The organism is Nostoc sp. FACHB-892, from assembly GCF_014698795.1.
Taxonomy (GTDB): Bacteria; Cyanobacteriota; Cyanobacteriia; order Cyanobacteriales; family Nostocaceae; genus Nostoc.
This window is the reverse complement of record NZ_JACJTR010000010.1, coordinates 214,998-232,245: the sequence shown is the minus strand read 5'-3', so window position 1 is coordinate 232,245 and position 17,248 is coordinate 214,998. Positions and strand designations below refer to the sequence as shown.

Genomic DNA, 17,248 nt, shown 5'->3' with positions numbered 1-17,248 from the left:
AGTTTTATCTTGCTCTCTAGTCAGAAATACCCTTAAACGGCTGCCCATATCGCTGTTACCTTTGTAGACACATTGTACGTATTTACTTATCTTTACATAGTTTGGTTTTTTCACCTTGTTCTACTTAATTGAAATGTTGACTATACAGGAGCGATCGCTTGCTGCTGCGCGGTCAGAATTGCCCCGTGTAATTCACAAAACTTATACAGTCCGTTGTCCGTGGACAGCCAAGGGTGCTTTGATGCGTTACTTAGTTGAAACTCACCCAGCCCAAAATCTAGAACTAATTGATGGAGTGAAAATTTGCCAACCCTATGATGATAGTTGGCTATTAGTTTTACCAGATGCCAGCGAACCATTAGTGCATTTGTATGCAAATAGCAACGATCGCGAATGGGTAGATGAGACAGTGAGAAACTACCGCACTCGCGTCCAGACTTTTGTGGAAAGACAACAAGAATATCAACCCGCCGAAGCATAATTTGTAATTCGTAATTCGTAATTGAATTTTTTAATTACGAACTACGAATTATCTTGAACATCAGCCTAATTATCGGAAGGAAAGTAGGCTTTCACTTTTATGTCTGTAGTTGACTTAAAATATTAAAAACCAATCAAAAATATAGGTAATTTATATTTATAAATTATTTAATTTAAAATATTACCAAATATAAAATATAGCAATCCTAATTTATTTGTGAAAAGTTAGATCCCCGACTTCTTTAAGAAGTCGGGGATCTGGACGGACACTGCGAATTTTCACAAATTAAATATAATTCCTATGGTTAACCCTCCCAGGATGCTTTGAGAAGGGTTAACAATTATTATTGAACATTCTGACATTCCGGTAAATTCTTACCAGCGTAGTTGCAATCAAAATAAATTAAAGCTTCCCCAGTAGAGGTGAATGCTCTACTTGTGTAGTATGGTTCACTGTTTGGACTTGCTTCAGATGACCAGATTTTTAAATAGTAATAACTATTATCATCAGTAGACCATAATTCGTAACGGGAATTACCTCCTGAACCCTGACTAGTTAAATAGTCAGCTAGAGCTTTATTTGATGCAGACAACAAGCTCAACACAGTCAAAATAGGAATTACAGCTACCCTTAGTGTTTGGATAAATTTCATAAATGCACAAAAAATTTACTTTGTCTAGCTTCTTCTGCCCATGTATGTTTTGAAACCAGTAATAATTCTGAATATTGTGTGAGCATATCGTAAGCCACTTACAAAAAGTTGGGGTGGAATGAAGCGCCGCCCGCCTTTTCGGTTTGTTTCTTGAAATACTTTACAAAATTTAACTTAGGATAAATGATAAAAACTTTCAATAACTCTGGTAGGATATGTTCAGACTTATTGAGATAGATATTCATTAAGCCAGCAATATATTTCAACAAGATAAATAGGATCTTGGCGATCGCAAAACTATATATCAGGTGAAAGTATGTCGAAAAAAATCAGTTTATTCTATGGGACTCAAACTGCTAATACTGAATTTGATGCTGAAACAATTCGGCATGAGTAAGGTAGCAAATCTGAAATTAATAATTTAGAAGTTATAGGTATTTATGTCTGATTCATTTGATGTTCTATGGTTAAATGCCAGCCCTGTTTTGAAGCGTTTTGATAAACCATTACTTCAATACTTATCTGGGTATATGAGAATCGCCCAGTGGGAATACCAGCAAACCAAAGATGAAGCTAGTTCCATAGATCAAGCTGTGGAGTTGCTATATGATTTTTTAAAATGGCGCGCTCGCCCTGTACATTTAGCCGGTCATGGGATGGGTGGTGCGATCGCTCTAACCTTTGCACGGCGATTTCCTAAAAAAGTGCGATCGCTCACTTTGCTGGCTGTAGCTGCTCAACCTGCAAACAATTGGCAAGCTCACTATTACTTTCAACGACAACTTTTTAGTATCAGCCGTGAGCTAGTTTTAGCAAGCAGCGTTCGCAGTCTATTTGGAAATCAACCGCCTCATACCACTAAAAAATTAGTAGCTGCTTTAGATAAAGATTTAGAACAATCTCCCTCGTCACACTCTTTATTTAAGTTGGTTTATTTACCCAAGGGTGGAGTTTCTATGCCAATGATGGTATGTGGTAGCAAGAGCGATCCGGTAGTCAACCCAACTGCATTGCATGACTGGTTGAATTGGTTGAAGCCAGAAGATAAGCTCTGGGAATGCCCAGAAGGATATCATTTTTTTCACTACTTCTATCCTCAACAGGTTAGCGAACAGATTTTGAGTTTTTGGCAACACCACCATCCGCATCAGGTAGAAGCATCCGCGCTATCTTTTAGCAGTTCTAAAAATTAGTAATTTTGAGAGTGCGATGTCTGACGACAAACCTCACGGCTACGCACTTGTGAAATTTGGGTGTGGGTGCGTAGCTTGCCGCCGTAGGCATAGCTAATTATTGATGCTTCATTCTCTCGAACTGGATGTAATCATTTGGATAGGCGTTCTCGAAATTAAAGGCGATATAAATTACAAAGGCATTGAACTTCATTTCCTTTAACGCAGTAAAAATTCGATAATAAAAAAGATTGATATAGGTATTTTTGATTTTTCAATCCCATAACCTTACTCCCACTCTGCAACAATTATGCAAAATATTACTAGAATTACTCGCAATCCTGAAGTAATGGGTGGCAAACCCTGTATTCGGGGAATGCGTATTACTGTTGGTACTATCGTCGGGTTAATGGCATCTGGACATAGTAATAGTGACATCCTCAAAGCATATCCCTACCTCGAAGAAGCCGACATCTATGAAGCATTTGCCTACGCTGCATGGAGAACTGAAGAGATTGAAGTTCCTCTTAGAAGTGCATGAAAATTTTGGTTTACCAATTAGGCGCGGATAGTTCTAGGGAAATATTACCAACTCAGTTTCCGGGTCAAAAAAGTGAATTTTCTCTGGAGTTAGAGATAACCATAGTTGCTCTCCAGGTTGTACAAATCGGTCTGGTGGAATTCGCACTTGCAGGGAATTGGCTGTAGTAGCAGGTTTAGATCCCGGTTCGGCAATCTTAACAGCGAGAAAGGAATCGTTGCCGAGATTTTCTACCAAATCTACTTGCACTGGTAGATTTTTGGTGGCAGGCATACTCAAGTTCAAGTGTTCTGGGCGAATACCTAAAATTAGAGTTTTCCCATCATATTTTTGTAAAGCTTTTCCCCAAACTTCTGGGAGGGTGAAACGAAACTGGGAATGAGTAATCAACTGTGGGGCATGAAATTCCACAGAAATAAAATTCATCGGTGGTGAACCAATGAACTCTGCTACAAAAAGATTGGCAGGGCGATTGTAAAGTTCTAAGGGAGAAGCAACTTGCTGAATTTTGCCTTCAGACATAATCGCAATGCGATCGCCCATTGTCATCGCTTCTGTTTGATCGTGGGTAACGTAAATTGTCGTTGTCCCCAGTTGGCGCTGCAATTTGACAATTTGGGCGCGGGTTTCCGCCCGCAGCTTGGCATCTAAGTTAGAAAGCGGTTCATCCATTAAAAATACTTGGGGGTCACGCGCGATCGCTCTTCCCAATGCAACCCGTTGTCTTTGTCCCCCAGATAGTTGTTTGGGTAAGCGATTCAGCAATGTTTCGATTTGCAACAGTTGAGCAACACTACGCACCTGCTCATTCACTGCCCGTTCTTTGTCAGAAATGTAGCGCAGTCCTTTAGGTAACTTTCTTGTCGCACCCACAAAAAGATTTTCTGCCCACGCCCGCAGATAAGGAGATGAAGGAGTAATTTCTCCTCCTGCTTCCCCTGCTCTCCCAGAACGGCGGCGCAGCCCAAAGGCGATGTTGTCGTACACCGTCATGTGGGGATAGAGGGCGTAATTTTGAAATACCATTGCGATGTCGCGTTCTTTGGGTGGTAGGTCATTGATTAAGCGATCGCCTATCCAGATATTACCGCCAGTCATCACTTCCAAGCCAGCGATTAAGCGCAGCAGGGTACTTTTACCACAACCAGAAGGGCCTACTAGCACCATAAACTCGCCATCTGCGATCGTTAGATTAATCCGCCGTAAGACGTTAACACTTCCCGCACGTTCTTGCGCTGCATCATTTTTCTCCCCAGACGTAAGGGAAGATTGGGTTTGTGAGGTAACACCTTCCCCTTTACGTGGGGAAAAACTTTTATAAACGTTTTCTAAAACAACTTGGGACACAATAACTAATGACTAATGACTAATGATTAATAACTAATGACTAATGACAGTTTAGCGCCCATAATACATCTTCCCTGTAAATACGAAAAGTTAAAAAAACAGCTAGCACCATCAAAAACAAACTACCCTGGATTTTAGGGCTGTCAGGAGGTGTTGTTATGACTACCGATATACCTAAAAATCTTTCCCAAGACCCAAGCGTTAACGCTATCCATGACATTGTAGACGTACAAACCACAGATTGTTGCATTGTGGGTGGGGGGCCGGCAGGAGCAGTATTGGCGCTGTTGTTAGCGCGTCAAGGCATTTCTGTGATGCTGCTGGAAGCACATAAAGACTTTGATCGCGATTTTCGCGGTGATACGATTCATCCGTCGGTGATGGAAATTATGGAAGAATTGGGACTTAGCGATCGCTTGCTAAAACTCCCTCATGCAAAAATGCGTCAAATTAGATTTAAAACTCCTGAAGATACTGTCACTTTGGCAGATTTTAGTCACCTAAAAACCCACTACCCATACATTACAATGCTTCCCCAGGTGAAATTTCTGGAGTTCATCACCCAAGAAGCACAAAAATATCCAAGTTTCCACCTAGTAATGGGTGCGAATGTGCAAGAATTAATCGCCGAAAATGGTGAAATTCAAGGTGTCCGCTATCGGGGAGGCGGTGGCTGGCATGAAATCCGGGCAATACTGACAGTTGGTGCAGATGGTCGCCACTCACGTTTACGCCACCTGGGTGAGTTTGAATCCATCGAAACCTCGCCGCCAATGGATATCCTCTGGTTTCGCCTACCGCGTCAGCCAGAAGACCCTGAAGGGGGGATGGGGCGCTTTGGTCAAGGTAAAATCATCGCCATGCTTGACCGTGGTGATGAGTGGCAGGTTGCCTATGTTATCCCCAAGGGAGGCTATCAACAACTACGGGCTGCGGGTTTAGAGCAATTAAAAAAATCTGTTGTGGAAGTGGTGCCAGAATTCCAGCAACGTATCCAAAATTTACATGATTGGTCACAAATAGCTTTTCTCTCTGTCGAGTCCAGCCGCGTCAAGCGCTGGTATCAGCCCGGTTTGTTACTCATTGGTGATGCTGCCCATATAATGTCCCCCATTGGTGGAGTTGGCATTAACTACGCAATTCAAGATGCTGTAGTCGCGGCGAATGTACTCAGCAAACCCCTCAAAAACCGACAAGTACAACTTAACGACTTAGCAAAAGTACAACGTCAACGCGAATTGCCCACACGCATCATTCAGGCGTTTCAAACTTTTATCCAAAAGCGGGTATTTGCCCCAGTTCTCACCTCAAATCGCACCTTTGTACCACCTACGTTTTTGCGCTTACCCATCTTGCGCGACCTACCAGGTAGGTTGATTGCCTTGGGTGTTTTTCCAGTTCACGTCAAGACTTAATTTTTGCCAAGAATTTTTTCTATTTCTTAAATAGTGGTACAATTATACTACTCCAGACAGAATTCAATGCTCATTTAGTCAAGCGAGGGTGGCGGGCGGCATATTCAATGCTGTTCAAAGCAATCGCTTGGCTTTTATGCTAGAAATAACTAAAAACTCAGCCATTATTAAAAAATGCAAACAATTAAACATATCTAGATATTAATTGGCACTACATAGAAAAACCCTCTCTTTTTCAATCAGTACTTTTTGCAGTCAGGAGTAATTTTAATGAACAGCTGCGTTTTGATGGCGGAAATTATTAACGAACCGCAACTCCGTTATACAGCAGATAATTTAGGAGTTACGGAAATGTTGGTGCAGTTTCCTAATTCCCAGAAACCAGAAGATCCGCCAGCCACTCTGAAAGTAGTCGGCTGGGGGAATTTAGCAACAGAAATTCAGCAAAACTACCACCAAGGCGATCGTGTCATCCTAGTAGGACGTTTAGGCATGAATACTGTTGAGCGACAAGAAGGTTTTAAAGAAAAACGTGCTGAATTGACGGTGCAACAAATTCAACCTGTTGGAGGTAGTTTTAATAGTGATCCATCGCCTTCAGCAACCGTAACTCCATCATTCACTGAAACTGCTCCACGACAAACATCTTCAGCATCTCGTCCTCCACAGAAAGACACTCCTAGTTACGAGTCACCACGTCCAGCGCCTACCCCGGCTGCAAATCCTGTTGGCGTTACTCCCCAAGCGACAACTTACGAATCCATACCCCAACCCACAAATTATGAGCGAACCACTTATCCAGCAGTGAAAGAGCAAGAACCAGATCCAGATGATATTCCCTTCTAAAGTTGGTAGTTGAGCGTGTATTCAATTTGCTAACTAATGATTACGATTAGACAATTTCTACAAATAGCCATCCTTTAGGGTGTGCTATTTTTTTGTCTTCTGCGTTGACGCTTTATATCATGTCCGGGTAATTAGTATGATATTACGTTTGATCGTGAGGCATCGCTTATACTAATTCTTCTAGTTCTACTAAGGACACAAAAATTACATGAGAAATTCTGATGGTATTTCCAACAAAATCAACGCCCTAGCCAGATCGTATACAAGAGCGTCTGGTCTGAATGCAGGGTTAGGGTTGCTGGCAGCTATGTATAATTGAGAACCATCACAACAAAACACTAGCGCTTTGTCAACCGTAAATTATATGAGTAACTTTGTTAGCAGTTCAGTTGAAGCTTTGGATAACCTGGCTGTAACTTGGGAACGCTTGATTCCCAAGCGCATGGCTAATGATTCGGCTAGTCGCAAGATCGTGGAGCTACATCTTAAACGCTACGAAACTGCAACTAAGTATGTCTTGGGAAAAAGAGTTCTAGATATAGCATGTGGCAGTGGATATGGTAGCCAAATGCTTCGTATGGCAGGTGCAAGCAGTGTAGTTGGAGTAGATATATGCTCCCAGATTGTGGAATATGCTAAGAAACACTACCAAATACCCGGAATCAACTTCATTTGCGCTGATGCAGAGCAATTTGAGTGTTCAGAGCGTTTTGACGTTGTTATCTCGTTTGAGACGATAGAACATTTAAAAAATCCGACCTATTTTTTAAAACAACTCAGTAATTATTTAACTAGCAATGGTATATTGATGATGTCTGTACCACTAGGTGAGACGCGTCATTTTGATCCATACCACCTTCATGCCTTCAGTCACAAGCAAATATTTACGCTTCTGGAAACAACAGGTTTTTGTATAGATTATTACCGTTGTGACCAGTGTTTTTTGACTCGTCGTGAGTTACTTTACTGGAGACAACTATATTCAGAATCGAGTCCATCGTTTTGGGAATTGTTGTTTACTCGAAAGGGATGGCAGATCATACATGACCTTGTGCTTCAGGGTGGTTTTAATGCTCCTCAACTGTTGGTTATTGCTTATAAAAATAGATAAAATCTCGCGCTTCGGCAGATAATGGCTAATTGTAAGTTGCACCTGTGGACGATCGCAAGCAGTTCTACATCGCAAATACATATATATTGTGGAAGTATGTAATGTCAATTGTGGTTAAAGTTTAAGCAGTGAAAACTGCCAAGAAGTGTAAAAACCAAATTTACACACATACACATCAAAAGTATTGTTAAAATCCAAATAATTTTAAGTTAATATTCCTACCCAACTCCTATGAGAGAAACTGTCCTAGAGGTTCGCAATCTACAAGTTGAATTTCCCGGTGATGGCAACACTGTTAGAGCTTTGGACGGTATTTCCTTTGGGCTGCATCGAGGTGAAACTCTAGGAATAGTAGGAGAATCGGGAAGTGGTAAATCAGTGACAGCCCTAGCTGCGATGGGTTTGTTGCAAAGTCCCGGTATAGTTACTGGCGGTGAAATCTGGTTTCGTCCACAGGAAAATGCTAACCCCATCGATTTGGTAAAACTGCCTCCTGAACAAATGCAGTTACACCGGGGTGGCGACATCGCCATGATTTTTCAAGAACCGATGAGTTCGCTCAATCCGGTTTATGACATTGGGTTTCAGCTCACAGAAGCGATTATGCGGCATCAAAATGTGTCAGCAGCCCAAGCACGACAAATTGCGATCGCAGGTCTACAAGAGGTTAAACTTCTAGCTAGCGATGAAGAGATCCAGCAGCAATATATCGAAACTTGGCATCAAACCAACGCCAATTCGTCGAAACCAGATGCATCAAAGTTGGCACAGTTGGTTAAACAACACAAAGAAGCCATGCTGGAACGCTACCCTCATGAACTTTCTGGGGGCCAGTTGCAACGGGTAATGATTGCAATGGCAATTTCTTGCAACCCATTAATCTTAATTGCCGATGAACCAACCACAGCTTTGGATGTGACGGTGCAAGCGACAATTTTGGACTTGTTGCGAGAATTGCAGCAAAGCCGTGACATGGCAATGATTTTTATCACCCACGACTTGGGACTAATTTCAGAAATTGCTGACCAAGTAGCGGTGATGTATAAAGGCAAAGTTGTCGAATCTGGCACTTCTCGGCAAATTTTCAGCAGTCCCCAGCATCCATATACTAAAGGTTTGATAGCTTGTCGCCCCACACTCAACCGCCGTCCCCAAAAATTACTCACTGTTTCTGACTACATGAGTGCAGAAGAGACAGCAACGGGACAAGTAGTAATTCAGGCGAAAGAACCTGCGCTACCTATAGAAGTCACCACTGAAGAGATTGCTGCAAGATTGGCAAACTTCAATAAAAAGGAACCCCTACTGCAAATCCGTAACCTGAAAGTTGGTTTTCCAGTGCGCGGAGTGTTTGGTGGTACAAAACGTTACAATATGGCGGTTAATGGTGTTTCTTTTGATGTCAAACCAGGAGAAACACTAGGTTTGGTGGGAGAATCTGGTTGCGGTAAAACTACCCTTGGCAGAACCTTGCTGCGATTAATTGAACCGATGAGTGGTCAGATTATCTTTGAGAAACAAGATATTACTAGCCTCAAAGGTGAACCGTTGCAAAAACTGCGGCGGGAAATGCAAATAGTCTTCCAAAATCCTTTCAGTTCCCTCGACCCACGGATGAAGGTTGGGGATGCGGTGATGGAACCGTTGTTAATTCACGCCGTGGGTAAGACCAAGCAACAACGACGGCAGCGAGTAGTCGAACTCTTAGAACGGGTAGGCTTGAGTGCAGATGCAATTAACCGCTATCCTCATCAGTTTTCTGGCGGTCAACGCCAACGGATTTGCATAGCCCGTTCTTTGGCATTAAATCCTAAGTTTATCATCTGCGATGAATCAGTTTCAGCGCTAGATGTTTCAGTACAGGCGCAGGTATTAAATCTTCTCAAAGAATTACAGTCAGACTTTCAGCTTACTTATATTTTTATTTCTCACGATTTAAGTGTGGTGAAATTTATGAGCGATCGCATTTTAGTCATGAATCGCGGTCAAATTGTTGAAGAAGGCACAGCCGAAAGCATTTACCAAGAACCTAAAGAAGAATACACACAAAAATTAATTGCTGCGATTCCCACTGGTAGTGCTGAACGGGTGCGAAGTCGTCATTTGAGGGCTTTATAGAAACCGCGTCTACAGAGACAAAACCCACCTCCGTGGGTTATAAAATTCTTTTTAACAGATATTTGTGCAAACAAAGTTAATTACATCTGCAAGTCCTGACTGAGTTTTTAAATTAGTAAAAATAAAAGGTTTATCACCCCGCATTTTTTTAGCATCTCGTTCCATGACACTTAAATCTGCACCGACATAGGGTGCTAAGTCAGTTTTGTTAATCACCAACAAATCAGACTTGGTAATACCAGGGCCACCCTTGCGGGGAATTTTATCGCCAGCTGCAACATCGATGACATAAATGGTTAAATCCACCAATTCGGGACTAAAGGTAGCAGCTAAATTATCACCGCCACTTTCTAAAAATACTAAATCCAAACCGATAAAACGTTCCTCTAACTGTTCAATTGCCGCCAAATTCATCGAAGCATCTTCGCGGATGGCAGTGTGAGGGCAACCACCAGTCTCTACACCCAAAATGCGATCGCTTGCCAACGCCTGAGAACGCACTAAAAACTGAGCATCCTCCTGAGTATAAATATCATTCGTCACCACCGCAATCTGATACTGCTCACGCAATCCTTTACACAAAGCATCTACCAAAGCCGTCTTCCCCGACCCCACTGGCCCAGCAACCCCCACTCGAAATGCATTCATAACTCCTCACTCTTAACTTTTAACTCCTAAACAACCTTGTATACTGCGTTTCATGCTGCATACTTGCCAGCGACAAACCCCAACTACAACAGGCAAGCTCATCATCCTCCAACGCGAGAATTTCTAATGCCGCAGTGCTAAATAATGGTTGTAAATCTAGCAATAACTGCTGTCCTGCTGTTTGTCCAAGGGGGATAAGTTTCACACCAGCAGTAATCAAATTACTTGCCCAACTATGCAGATATGCGAGTAATGAGGCTTGGATGCTAATTTGCCAATGGGCAACGGCAATACCAAAAGCGATCGCATAATTGCAAGGATTACCTACAGCATTGGCAATAGGTACAATCTGCGGTTCTAGTTTACCAAGTAATTGGATCAGCGATCGCCCCATCTGCCAACTAGAGGCGCGTAATTCTTCTGTTTCCCTAGCTGCGGATAACCACAGATTCCAACGGCATAGCGACTCTACATCACCTATTTTTGCAGATTGCTGCGATCGTACCATCACCCCTGCTTCTAGCCGAATTGCCCCATAGAGCAACTCTGCTTTTAACCAATCTTTGAGATGTGTGTGATTAGCGATCGTACCATTTTCTACCAGCATTTCCAAACCTTCAGAATAACTATATGCTCCCACAGGTAAAGCGGGGCTAGCCAGTTGCAAAATACTCAAAAGATGGCTATCAGTGAGCATGATGGTGTTGTCCATAAGCTCCTAATTCCGGCTGAAACGGTAAAATTTCCTCTTTAACTTCTAATCCCAGTTGTTCCAACATCGTGCGTAAAACCGAATCTGAAGATAAGCGTAAATAAGTTGGGGTAATTTCTACAGGTACATGGCGATTTCCCAAATGGTATGCTGCCCGTAATAATAAAAGTGGTGTTTGGGCAAAAGCAGTCAGCACTAGTTCTGGTTTGGCAGTAATTCTGATTAAACTATTATGGGTTTCTTCTTGCAGAATATCGCCATCGTGTAAGACAGTTCCTCTGGGTAAATGTAAAAACACAATACCATCTTCCGTTTCAAAGCGATGACGACTGCGGGTGCGTTCTTCTGCTGTTAGCGCCAGAGTAAAAGTAACTGCGGCATTGTAATTAGGTGGTTGAAGTTGGGTAAATGTCAGCATACAGAGTTTCGCCTGAACTTCCGCTTTTTATTATGGTTGTAATTTAAATACAATATCTGCCTTGCCGGAAGAAAAGATAGAATTAAACAAAGGCAACGAGCCAAACGGGGACAATCATGAACCAAGCCATTGAGGGAGTACGCTGGACAATTCACGATTTAGAGGTTCTACCCGAAAATGAGTGGACACGCTATGAAATTATTAATGGAGAACTCTTTGTGACTCGCACTCCTCACCGCCGTCATCAACAAGTTTGTGGCAAAATCTTTCGACAACTCGATGTTTGGTCAGATTCGAGTGGTTTAGGGGAAACAATTGTGGCTCCAGGGGTGCTTTTTTCGCAAGCAGATAGCGTTATACCGGATGTCGTTTGGGTAAGTCGAGAACGACTGGCGCAAATTGAAGATGAAGCGGGACATTTGACGGGCGCACCAGAGTTAGTAGTAGAGGTTTTATCCCCTGGTAAACAAAACGAATTTCGAGACAAAGAAGCAAAACTGAAACTATATTCAGTTCAAGGTGTGCGTGAGTATTGGATTGTTGATCGCTTTACTAAACAAGTTGAAGTTTATCGGCGAGAAAAAGCACAGTTAGTTTTAGTTGCTACTTTGGTAGGTGATGATGAAATCATATCGCCACTTTTACCTGGATTTTGTTGTTCTATTGGTTTGTTTTTTCCTGAATAATCACAAATTTGAGTAAGTTTTTAACTCACTATACTAACTACTAAATACCACCTAGTACCGCAAGGCGGCAGTCAAAAGTCACCCTTCGGCTGCGCTCAGGGTAAAAAAGTCAAAAGTATTATGGAATTAGCTTTTTAGGAATTTGAAATGGTTGTTCTATTTCCGCCTTGCGGTACTAGTTAGCTTGAAAATATAATTATATTAACAGAAGCTAAATTGGGAAATTTGCAGGCTTTAGGTACTAGCTAATAGGTAATGTAAACCAGAAAGTTGCCCCTACATCCAATGCACTATTCACACCAATTTCGCCGCCGTGAGCATTGATAATTTGCTTACATAAATATAAGCCCAATCCCAAACTTACAGAATTGCGGATACTTGCACCTCGAAAGTAAAGATCAAAAAGCCGATCGCTTTGTTGTTGACTAATTCCCACGCCGTTATCACTAACAGTACAATAAATCATCTCATTCTCATGGGTAGCGTTAATTGTCAACAGCAATCCAGGGGCATTATGTTTCAGAGCATTGACAATTAAGTTAGAAAAAACTCGCCATAGTTGCGTAGGATCTGCATTCACTAACGGCAAATCTGCGGATACCAGATTTATCAAGGTTGTTTGATTTTGCTCTAGCAATGGCTCTAAATCTGCGATCGCAGCTTCGACAACTGCCAGTAATTGTACGGATTGACGTTGCAAAACAATACCTTGCACTTCGCTGATATGAGTTTCCATCAACGAATTAATTAAATTAAGTTGGCGATCGCTACTTTGAATCATCCGCTCTAAAATTGAGCGTGAAATCGAAATATTTTGCTCTGGACGTGCAAGCAAATTTCTCAGCACCATTAAAGTACCCAGCACTGGGTTGCGTAAGTCGTGAGAAACTGCATGGAAAAATACTCGTAGTTCTTCTTCAGTTTGTTTGCGCTGGGTAATATCTTCAATTAAACCTTCGTAGTAAAGCAGTTTTCCTTGTTCGTCACGCACTGCGTAGGCTTTTTCCGAAATCCAGACAATACTCCCGTCTCGGCGATAAATTTGAGACTCAAACTCTGAAACGCTACCATACTTTTCCATCAGGCGCACAAATTCTGCCCGACGGTTCGGATCAACATACAATTGTTCAATAATAGTAGAATTTGCTGTCACCTCCTCCGCTAAGGAGTAGCCATAAATGCGTGCTAAAGCCGGATTTGCCGTAATGTAGTGTCCATCTGGACTGCTTTGAAAAATACCTTCAACAGCATTTTCAAAAATGCTGCGATATTTAGTTTCTGCAACCTTGAGTTTTTGGTAGGCAGATTCTAGTTCTTGACGGGCATAAAATTCAGAACATTGCAGGCGATCGTACAGATAAACACCAATGTCGCATATAGCACAAAACCAAAAAATGTATAAAATTAACGTTACATTATATATTTCTGGGTGTTCGGGAATTAGTGTTTTTAGCCCAAATACCGTATTTATACCAAAATAGTAAACCAGCACACCTACTTGAGATAGCAAGTGAAGAATCCAGTAGACTGGCATTAATATAGCTTGGCTTAAAAACAGCAACGACCAACCGATGGTGTCAGGTAGGGCAAAACCTCTGATGGTTGCAAAGAACTGCGATGCTAGACTAATTCCCCAAGAAGACCCCAAAAATAATAAATCTGGACGATCGCGACCTAATTTAGTTTTATGTAAGGCAAAGCAGATAAGTGTACTCAGGAGTACTGCAATATTGATTACAAGGCGTTGAGTTCTAAGTACTTCTGGCAGCTTTTCCAACTCTTTTAAATGGAAAAAGAAGCCGTAGATGTCTCGCAAAGTAAAAGACAACAAACAAATCAGCGCCAGCCATAGCCATAAACGCAATCTCTGCCACAAAAAGCGGTTGCGCCAAGTTCTGTAAGAAGTACTGATTTCATCTGCTGTTGGTGGAGAAACAGCTTTTCTCCACCATCTTTGCACTGTTGTAAACGGAGTAGCTATTAGCATCCGAGCAACTTTGCCCATACCTTGAGGGTGTTTTCCTTACTCAATATTGCTATAAATAACACCCTCTCATTTTTTGGTGATTTATGGGCAATTTGTTGCGGATGAAGTTGCTAACGAACAGGAAAGAGGGCAAGGTAGTCACTGAGCGTAGCTATGCCGCAGGCTTTACGACTACGCTCAATACAAGTGATTGATTGCTGGGAAATTTCAAAATCTTTCTCCTCTGCCCCCTGCCCCCTGCTCCCCTGCCTCTTTGGCTAGAGGTAATGTAAACCAAAAAGTTAACCCGCGCTTGCGGTTACTAATAACACCGATTTCGCCGCCATGTGCCTTAATAACTTTCCGACAAAGATACATTTTTAAACCAATGCTTGTGGAACAACAGTCTTGCGGATCACGGACATGGAGATCGAAAAGGCGATCGCACTCTAGTTTGCTCATTACTACACCGTCATCTCGAATCTGAGCGCGAATCATTCCGTCTTCAACGGTGGCACTTAGGATAAAATTTAATCCTGGTGGATTATTTTGTAAGCTATGTGTTATCAAATTTACCAAAACTTTCTGCAACAGAGCCGCATCTGCCATTACTAACGGTAAATCCGCAGAAACCAAGTTCTTTAGAGTCGCTTGATTTTGTGTCAGCATAGGTTCCAACTGGGCGGATGTTCCTTCTAGTAGGGTGCTAAATTTCACAGGTTCACGTTTGATGTCAATACCCTGCTGTTCACAGGAATTAATTTCTAGCAATGAGTTAATCATCGTCAGTTGCCGATCATTGCCTTGAATCATCCGTTCGATAATCGAGCGAGATACTGGAATTGGGGATTGGGAAGAGACTTTTCCAATTATTCTCCCTTGTCCGCCTTTTCCTTGATTCCCAGTCCCTATTCCCCAGTCCCCAGCCCCTGATTCCCTTTTTCCCTGATCCCCAGTCCCTAGCCCCCACTCCCCACTCCCCACTCCCTGATTTAACAAATTCTTTAACACCATCAAGTTACCCATCGCCGAAGTTCGTAAATCGTGGGCAACTGTGTGCAAAACAACATCTTTGACACGATGTAGTTTTTCAACTTCTTGCATTTTCTGCTGCAATTGTGCTGTCCGTTCTTCTACCTGGCGTTCTAAAGTAGTGTTGAGTTCTGCTAGTTTTTGATATATCTGGCTTTGCTGAATGGCGATCGCTAGTTGTTCTGACATCTGCTGTAACAAATCAATTTCTACTGGCTGCCAATGACGCGAACCTGAGCATTGATTGGCAATTAACGCTCCAAATAGTTCGTCACCTAGCATAATTGGTACAGCCAAAGTAGCCTTCGTTTGGAATTTTTCACAGTGCGCTTTTACTTTGGGAGATAATGCCATTTGCGTTATATCTTCAACAACACGCACAACATTATCTTTGAGTAAATTTCTTAATTCTTGTAAATAAGCTTCATCCTTAGTAGACCATCCTGAGAGTGATGGATACTTGGGATCTACTGATTCGGCAAGAGTTCTGATTCCTAAATTGGTGTTGTTTAGGCCAATAAAAACTCGATCTGCTTGCAGAAATTGCCTGACTTCTGTCACTGTGGTTTGGAGAATTTCGTCTAAGTTAAGTGAAGATCGAATTCGCACTAGTGTTTCTGCCAACAAGCGATCGCGTTGGGCACAAAGGCGTAATTGTGCTTCTACCTGCTTACTTTCTGTAATGTCGTGATGGACTGCTAAAAGCGAAGGAAGTCCATCCAAATCAATGATTTCGGCTGAAAGCTGCGTTGTAATTATCTTGCCAGACTTTTGTCTAAATTCAAATTCCAAGTTGCGAACAACTCCTGTAGCTTGCAACTCCTGTAATAAATTCTGGCGATCGCGATCGTTTACCCAAAGATTTAGCTCAAAAGAAGTTTTACCAATCGCCTCATCTCGTTCATAACCTGAGAGTTTCACAAAACTGTCGTTAACTTCGATGAAGCGTCCTTCTTGCAGCGTACTGATGGTAATTGAATCGGGGCTACAACTAAAAGCTTTAGCAAATTTTTGAGCGAGATTTTGTAAGGTAACTTCTGCTTGCTTACGTTCTGTGATATCTCGGACAATTGCTAGTACCTCATCTTGACCACTTACTACCAACCGCGCCTCATAATCTTTAACTCCCCAAAGCGTTGGTAATTGATATTCGCAACTTTGCAAAGTTCCTGAATCTAAAGTTTTTGCGATCGCTTCCAGGCTAATCGCTGCAACATCACTAGGCAATAACTCATCCACATGTTTGCCAACAATTTCTTCTCTCGAAAGAGTGAAATTTGCTCCCTCACTTTTCAAATCTAGATACTCGCCATCACGGCTGATGCGAAACATTAAATCGGGGATAGCATCCAAAATTGCTTTATACCGCGCCTCACTCTCAAGCAATTTTTCTTCGGCTTGTTTTCGGTCTGTAATATCCATGACCAAGCCATTCCAAAGAAAATCGCCGTTAGGTTGTAATTCCGGTTGCGAATTACCTTGAATCCACTTAATTTTGCCGCTAGGCGTGATGAGCCGACCTTGCCAATGCCAAGGTGTAATATTCGTGCTACAAACAGTTATAGATTCTGTAAAAGTTTTTATATCCTGTGGATGAATCAGTTTGTATAGCACCTTAAAGTCTGCCTGTACAACTTCTGGTTCTAATTCATATAAATATTTACAACCAGAACTAACATAAAGGACAAACACAGAACCATCCTGCTGTTGCAGAACTTGGAAAATTATTCCTGGTAAATTGACAGTAAGCTTTGAGAGCAAGTTAATAGTCTCTTGCTGGCAATTTGGTGTATACAGCGATTTTACAACGGTTTCATCCACTCTTTGACCCTTAGATAGACAAGCTATTGATGTACAATTAAAAGCCAGAATAACCAATTTAACGGTTTTCATTCTGTGAGCATAATTGCTAACAGAATCGAAACTGCACCTTCTTTCAGAGTAGTTCCTGATGAGGCGATCGCATTCACCCAATCGGGTGAACGATTTGTCAGGAGGAAAATCCGGTGACAAAAAAGTTAGTTGTAAATAGTGATCAAGGGCACTTTCTCAGATTTGATCGCAATAATCAGATAGAAAGTAGTTGAACAATACATTTAATCT

The 17,248-nt window shown here is 41.9% G+C and carries 14 protein-coding genes and 1 pseudogene; 8 read left to right on the top strand and 7 right to left on the bottom strand.

The window, feature by feature from the left end:
- Positions 1 to 103: 103 nt before the first annotated feature.
- Positions 104 to 481 (top strand): annotated as a pseudogene (locus tag H6G96_RS16280) (mannose-1-phosphate guanylyltransferase); the annotation flags it as partial.
- Positions 482 to 824: 343 nt separating this feature from the next.
- Here H6G96_RS16280 and H6G96_RS16275 read toward each other — a convergent pair.
- On the bottom strand, positions 825 to 1,133 hold the full coding sequence (locus H6G96_RS16275; protein WP_190912417.1) for a hypothetical protein: 309 nt from the start codon (positions 1,131 to 1,133) through the stop codon (positions 825 to 827).
- A gap of 440 nt (positions 1,134 to 1,573) precedes the next feature.
- On the opposite strand from H6G96_RS16275, the gene H6G96_RS16270 reads away from it, so the two are divergent.
- A complete protein-coding gene (locus H6G96_RS16270) occupies positions 1,574 to 2,326 on the top strand; it encodes an alpha/beta hydrolase (protein ID WP_190912416.1) in 753 nt (250 codons plus the stop codon).
- 289 nt (positions 2,327 to 2,615) lie between these two features.
- Entirely contained in the window at positions 2,616 to 2,846 is a 231-nt protein-coding gene (locus H6G96_RS16265; protein WP_190912415.1) for a DUF433 domain-containing protein, read from the top strand.
- A gap of 33 nt (positions 2,847 to 2,879) precedes the next feature.
- On the opposite strand, the gene H6G96_RS16260 is transcribed toward H6G96_RS16265, so the two are convergent.
- Positions 2,880 to 4,193, bottom strand: a complete 1,314-nt coding sequence (locus tag H6G96_RS16260) for an ATP-binding cassette domain-containing protein (RefSeq protein WP_190912414.1) — start codon at positions 4,191 to 4,193, stop codon at positions 2,880 to 2,882.
- 158 nt (positions 4,194 to 4,351) lie between these two features.
- Between H6G96_RS16260 and H6G96_RS16255 the strand changes: the two genes are divergently transcribed.
- The 4 genes from H6G96_RS16255 to H6G96_RS16240 all read left to right on the top strand — a co-directional run bounded on the left by H6G96_RS16255 (position 4,352) and on the right by H6G96_RS16240 (position 9,683).
- Positions 4,352 to 5,608, top strand: coding sequence for an FAD-dependent oxidoreductase (locus H6G96_RS16255; RefSeq protein ID WP_190912413.1), 1,257 nt, complete (start codon positions 4,352 to 4,354; stop codon positions 5,606 to 5,608).
- Positions 5,609 to 5,878: 270 nt separating this feature from the next.
- Positions 5,879 to 6,454 (top strand): single-stranded DNA-binding protein, encoded by a 576-nt coding sequence (locus H6G96_RS16250; RefSeq protein ID WP_190912412.1) that lies wholly within the window; start codon positions 5,879 to 5,881, stop codon positions 6,452 to 6,454.
- Between the two features lie 364 nt (positions 6,455 to 6,818).
- Positions 6,819 to 7,565, top strand: coding sequence for a class I SAM-dependent methyltransferase (locus H6G96_RS16245; protein ID WP_190912411.1), 747 nt, complete (start codon positions 6,819 to 6,821; stop codon positions 7,563 to 7,565).
- A gap of 231 nt (positions 7,566 to 7,796) precedes the next feature.
- Positions 7,797 to 9,683 carry an ABC transporter ATP-binding protein gene (locus H6G96_RS16240; protein ID WP_190912410.1) on the top strand — a complete coding sequence of 629 codons (1,887 nt, stop codon included), beginning with the start codon at positions 7,797 to 7,799 and terminating at the stop codon, positions 9,681 to 9,683.
- Positions 9,684 to 9,734: 51 nt separating this feature from the next.
- On the opposite strand, the gene ureG is transcribed toward H6G96_RS16240, so the two are convergent.
- The 3 genes from ureG to ureE are packed head-to-tail and all read right to left on the bottom strand — an operon-like array spanning position 9,735 to position 11,461.
- The gene (gene ureG, locus H6G96_RS16235; protein WP_190912409.1) at positions 9,735 to 10,331 is read right to left on the bottom strand and encodes an urease accessory protein UreG; all 597 of its coding nucleotides are present in this window, start codon (positions 10,329 to 10,331) and stop codon (positions 9,735 to 9,737) included.
- Positions 10,332 to 10,350: 19 nt separating this feature from the next.
- Positions 10,351 to 11,043, bottom strand: coding sequence for an urease accessory protein UreF (locus H6G96_RS16230; protein WP_190912408.1), 693 nt, complete (start codon positions 11,041 to 11,043; stop codon positions 10,351 to 10,353).
- Positions 11,018 to 11,461: an urease accessory protein UreE gene (gene ureE, locus H6G96_RS16225; protein ID WP_190912407.1), complete on the bottom strand. Its 444-nt coding sequence runs from the start codon at positions 11,459 to 11,461 to the stop codon at positions 11,018 to 11,020. Before ureE ends, H6G96_RS16230 begins: the two co-directional genes overlap by 26 nt.
- A gap of 116 nt (positions 11,462 to 11,577) precedes the next feature.
- Between ureE and H6G96_RS16220 the strand changes: the two genes are divergently transcribed.
- The gene (locus tag H6G96_RS16220; RefSeq protein ID WP_190912406.1) at positions 11,578 to 12,147 is read left to right on the top strand and encodes a Uma2 family endonuclease; all 570 of its coding nucleotides are present in this window, start codon (positions 11,578 to 11,580) and stop codon (positions 12,145 to 12,147) included.
- Between the two features lie 241 nt (positions 12,148 to 12,388).
- Here the strand turns inward: H6G96_RS16220 and H6G96_RS16215 are convergent, their stop codons facing one another.
- Both H6G96_RS16215 and H6G96_RS16210 read right to left on the bottom strand, forming a co-directional pair.
- Entirely contained in the window at positions 12,389 to 14,152 is a 1,764-nt protein-coding gene (locus tag H6G96_RS16215) for an ATP-binding protein (protein WP_190912405.1), read from the bottom strand.
- A gap of 189 nt (positions 14,153 to 14,341) precedes the next feature.
- On the bottom strand, positions 14,342 to 16,966 hold the full coding sequence (locus H6G96_RS16210; protein ID WP_190912429.1) for a PAS domain S-box protein: 2,625 nt from the start codon (positions 16,964 to 16,966) through the stop codon (positions 14,342 to 14,344).
- Between the last annotated feature and the right edge of the window lie 282 nt (positions 16,967 to 17,248).

Excerpts from the sequence above, each read along its gene's own strand:
- H6G96_RS16275 (WP_190912417.1), bottom strand. The coding sequence starts at position 1,133 with ATGAAATTTATCCAAACACTAAGGGTAGCTGTAATTCCTATTTTGACT.
- H6G96_RS16270 (WP_190912416.1), top strand. The coding sequence starts at position 1,574 with ATGTCTGATTCATTTGATGTTCTATGGTTAAATGCCAGCCCTGTTTTG.
- H6G96_RS16265 (WP_190912415.1), top strand. The coding sequence starts at position 2,616 with ATGCAAAATATTACTAGAATTACTCGCAATCCTGAAGTAATGGGTGGC.
- H6G96_RS16255 (WP_190912413.1), top strand. The coding sequence starts at position 4,352 with ATGACTACCGATATACCTAAAAATCTTTCCCAAGACCCAAGCGTTAAC.
- H6G96_RS16250 (WP_190912412.1), top strand. The coding sequence starts at position 5,879 with ATGAACAGCTGCGTTTTGATGGCGGAAATTATTAACGAACCGCAACTC.
- H6G96_RS16245 (WP_190912411.1), top strand. The coding sequence starts at position 6,819 with ATGAGTAACTTTGTTAGCAGTTCAGTTGAAGCTTTGGATAACCTGGCT.
- H6G96_RS16240 (WP_190912410.1), top strand. The coding sequence starts at position 7,797 with ATGAGAGAAACTGTCCTAGAGGTTCGCAATCTACAAGTTGAATTTCCC.
- ureG (WP_190912409.1), bottom strand. The coding sequence starts at position 10,331 with ATGAATGCATTTCGAGTGGGGGTTGCTGGGCCAGTGGGGTCGGGGAAG.
- H6G96_RS16230 (WP_190912408.1), bottom strand. The coding sequence starts at position 11,043 with ATGGACAACACCATCATGCTCACTGATAGCCATCTTTTGAGTATTTTG.
- ureE (WP_190912407.1), bottom strand. The coding sequence starts at position 11,461 with ATGCTGACATTTACCCAACTTCAACCACCTAATTACAATGCCGCAGTT.
- H6G96_RS16220 (WP_190912406.1), top strand. The coding sequence starts at position 11,578 with ATGAACCAAGCCATTGAGGGAGTACGCTGGACAATTCACGATTTAGAG.
- H6G96_RS16215 (WP_190912405.1), bottom strand. The coding sequence starts at position 14,152 with ATGGGCAAAGTTGCTCGGATGCTAATAGCTACTCCGTTTACAACAGTG.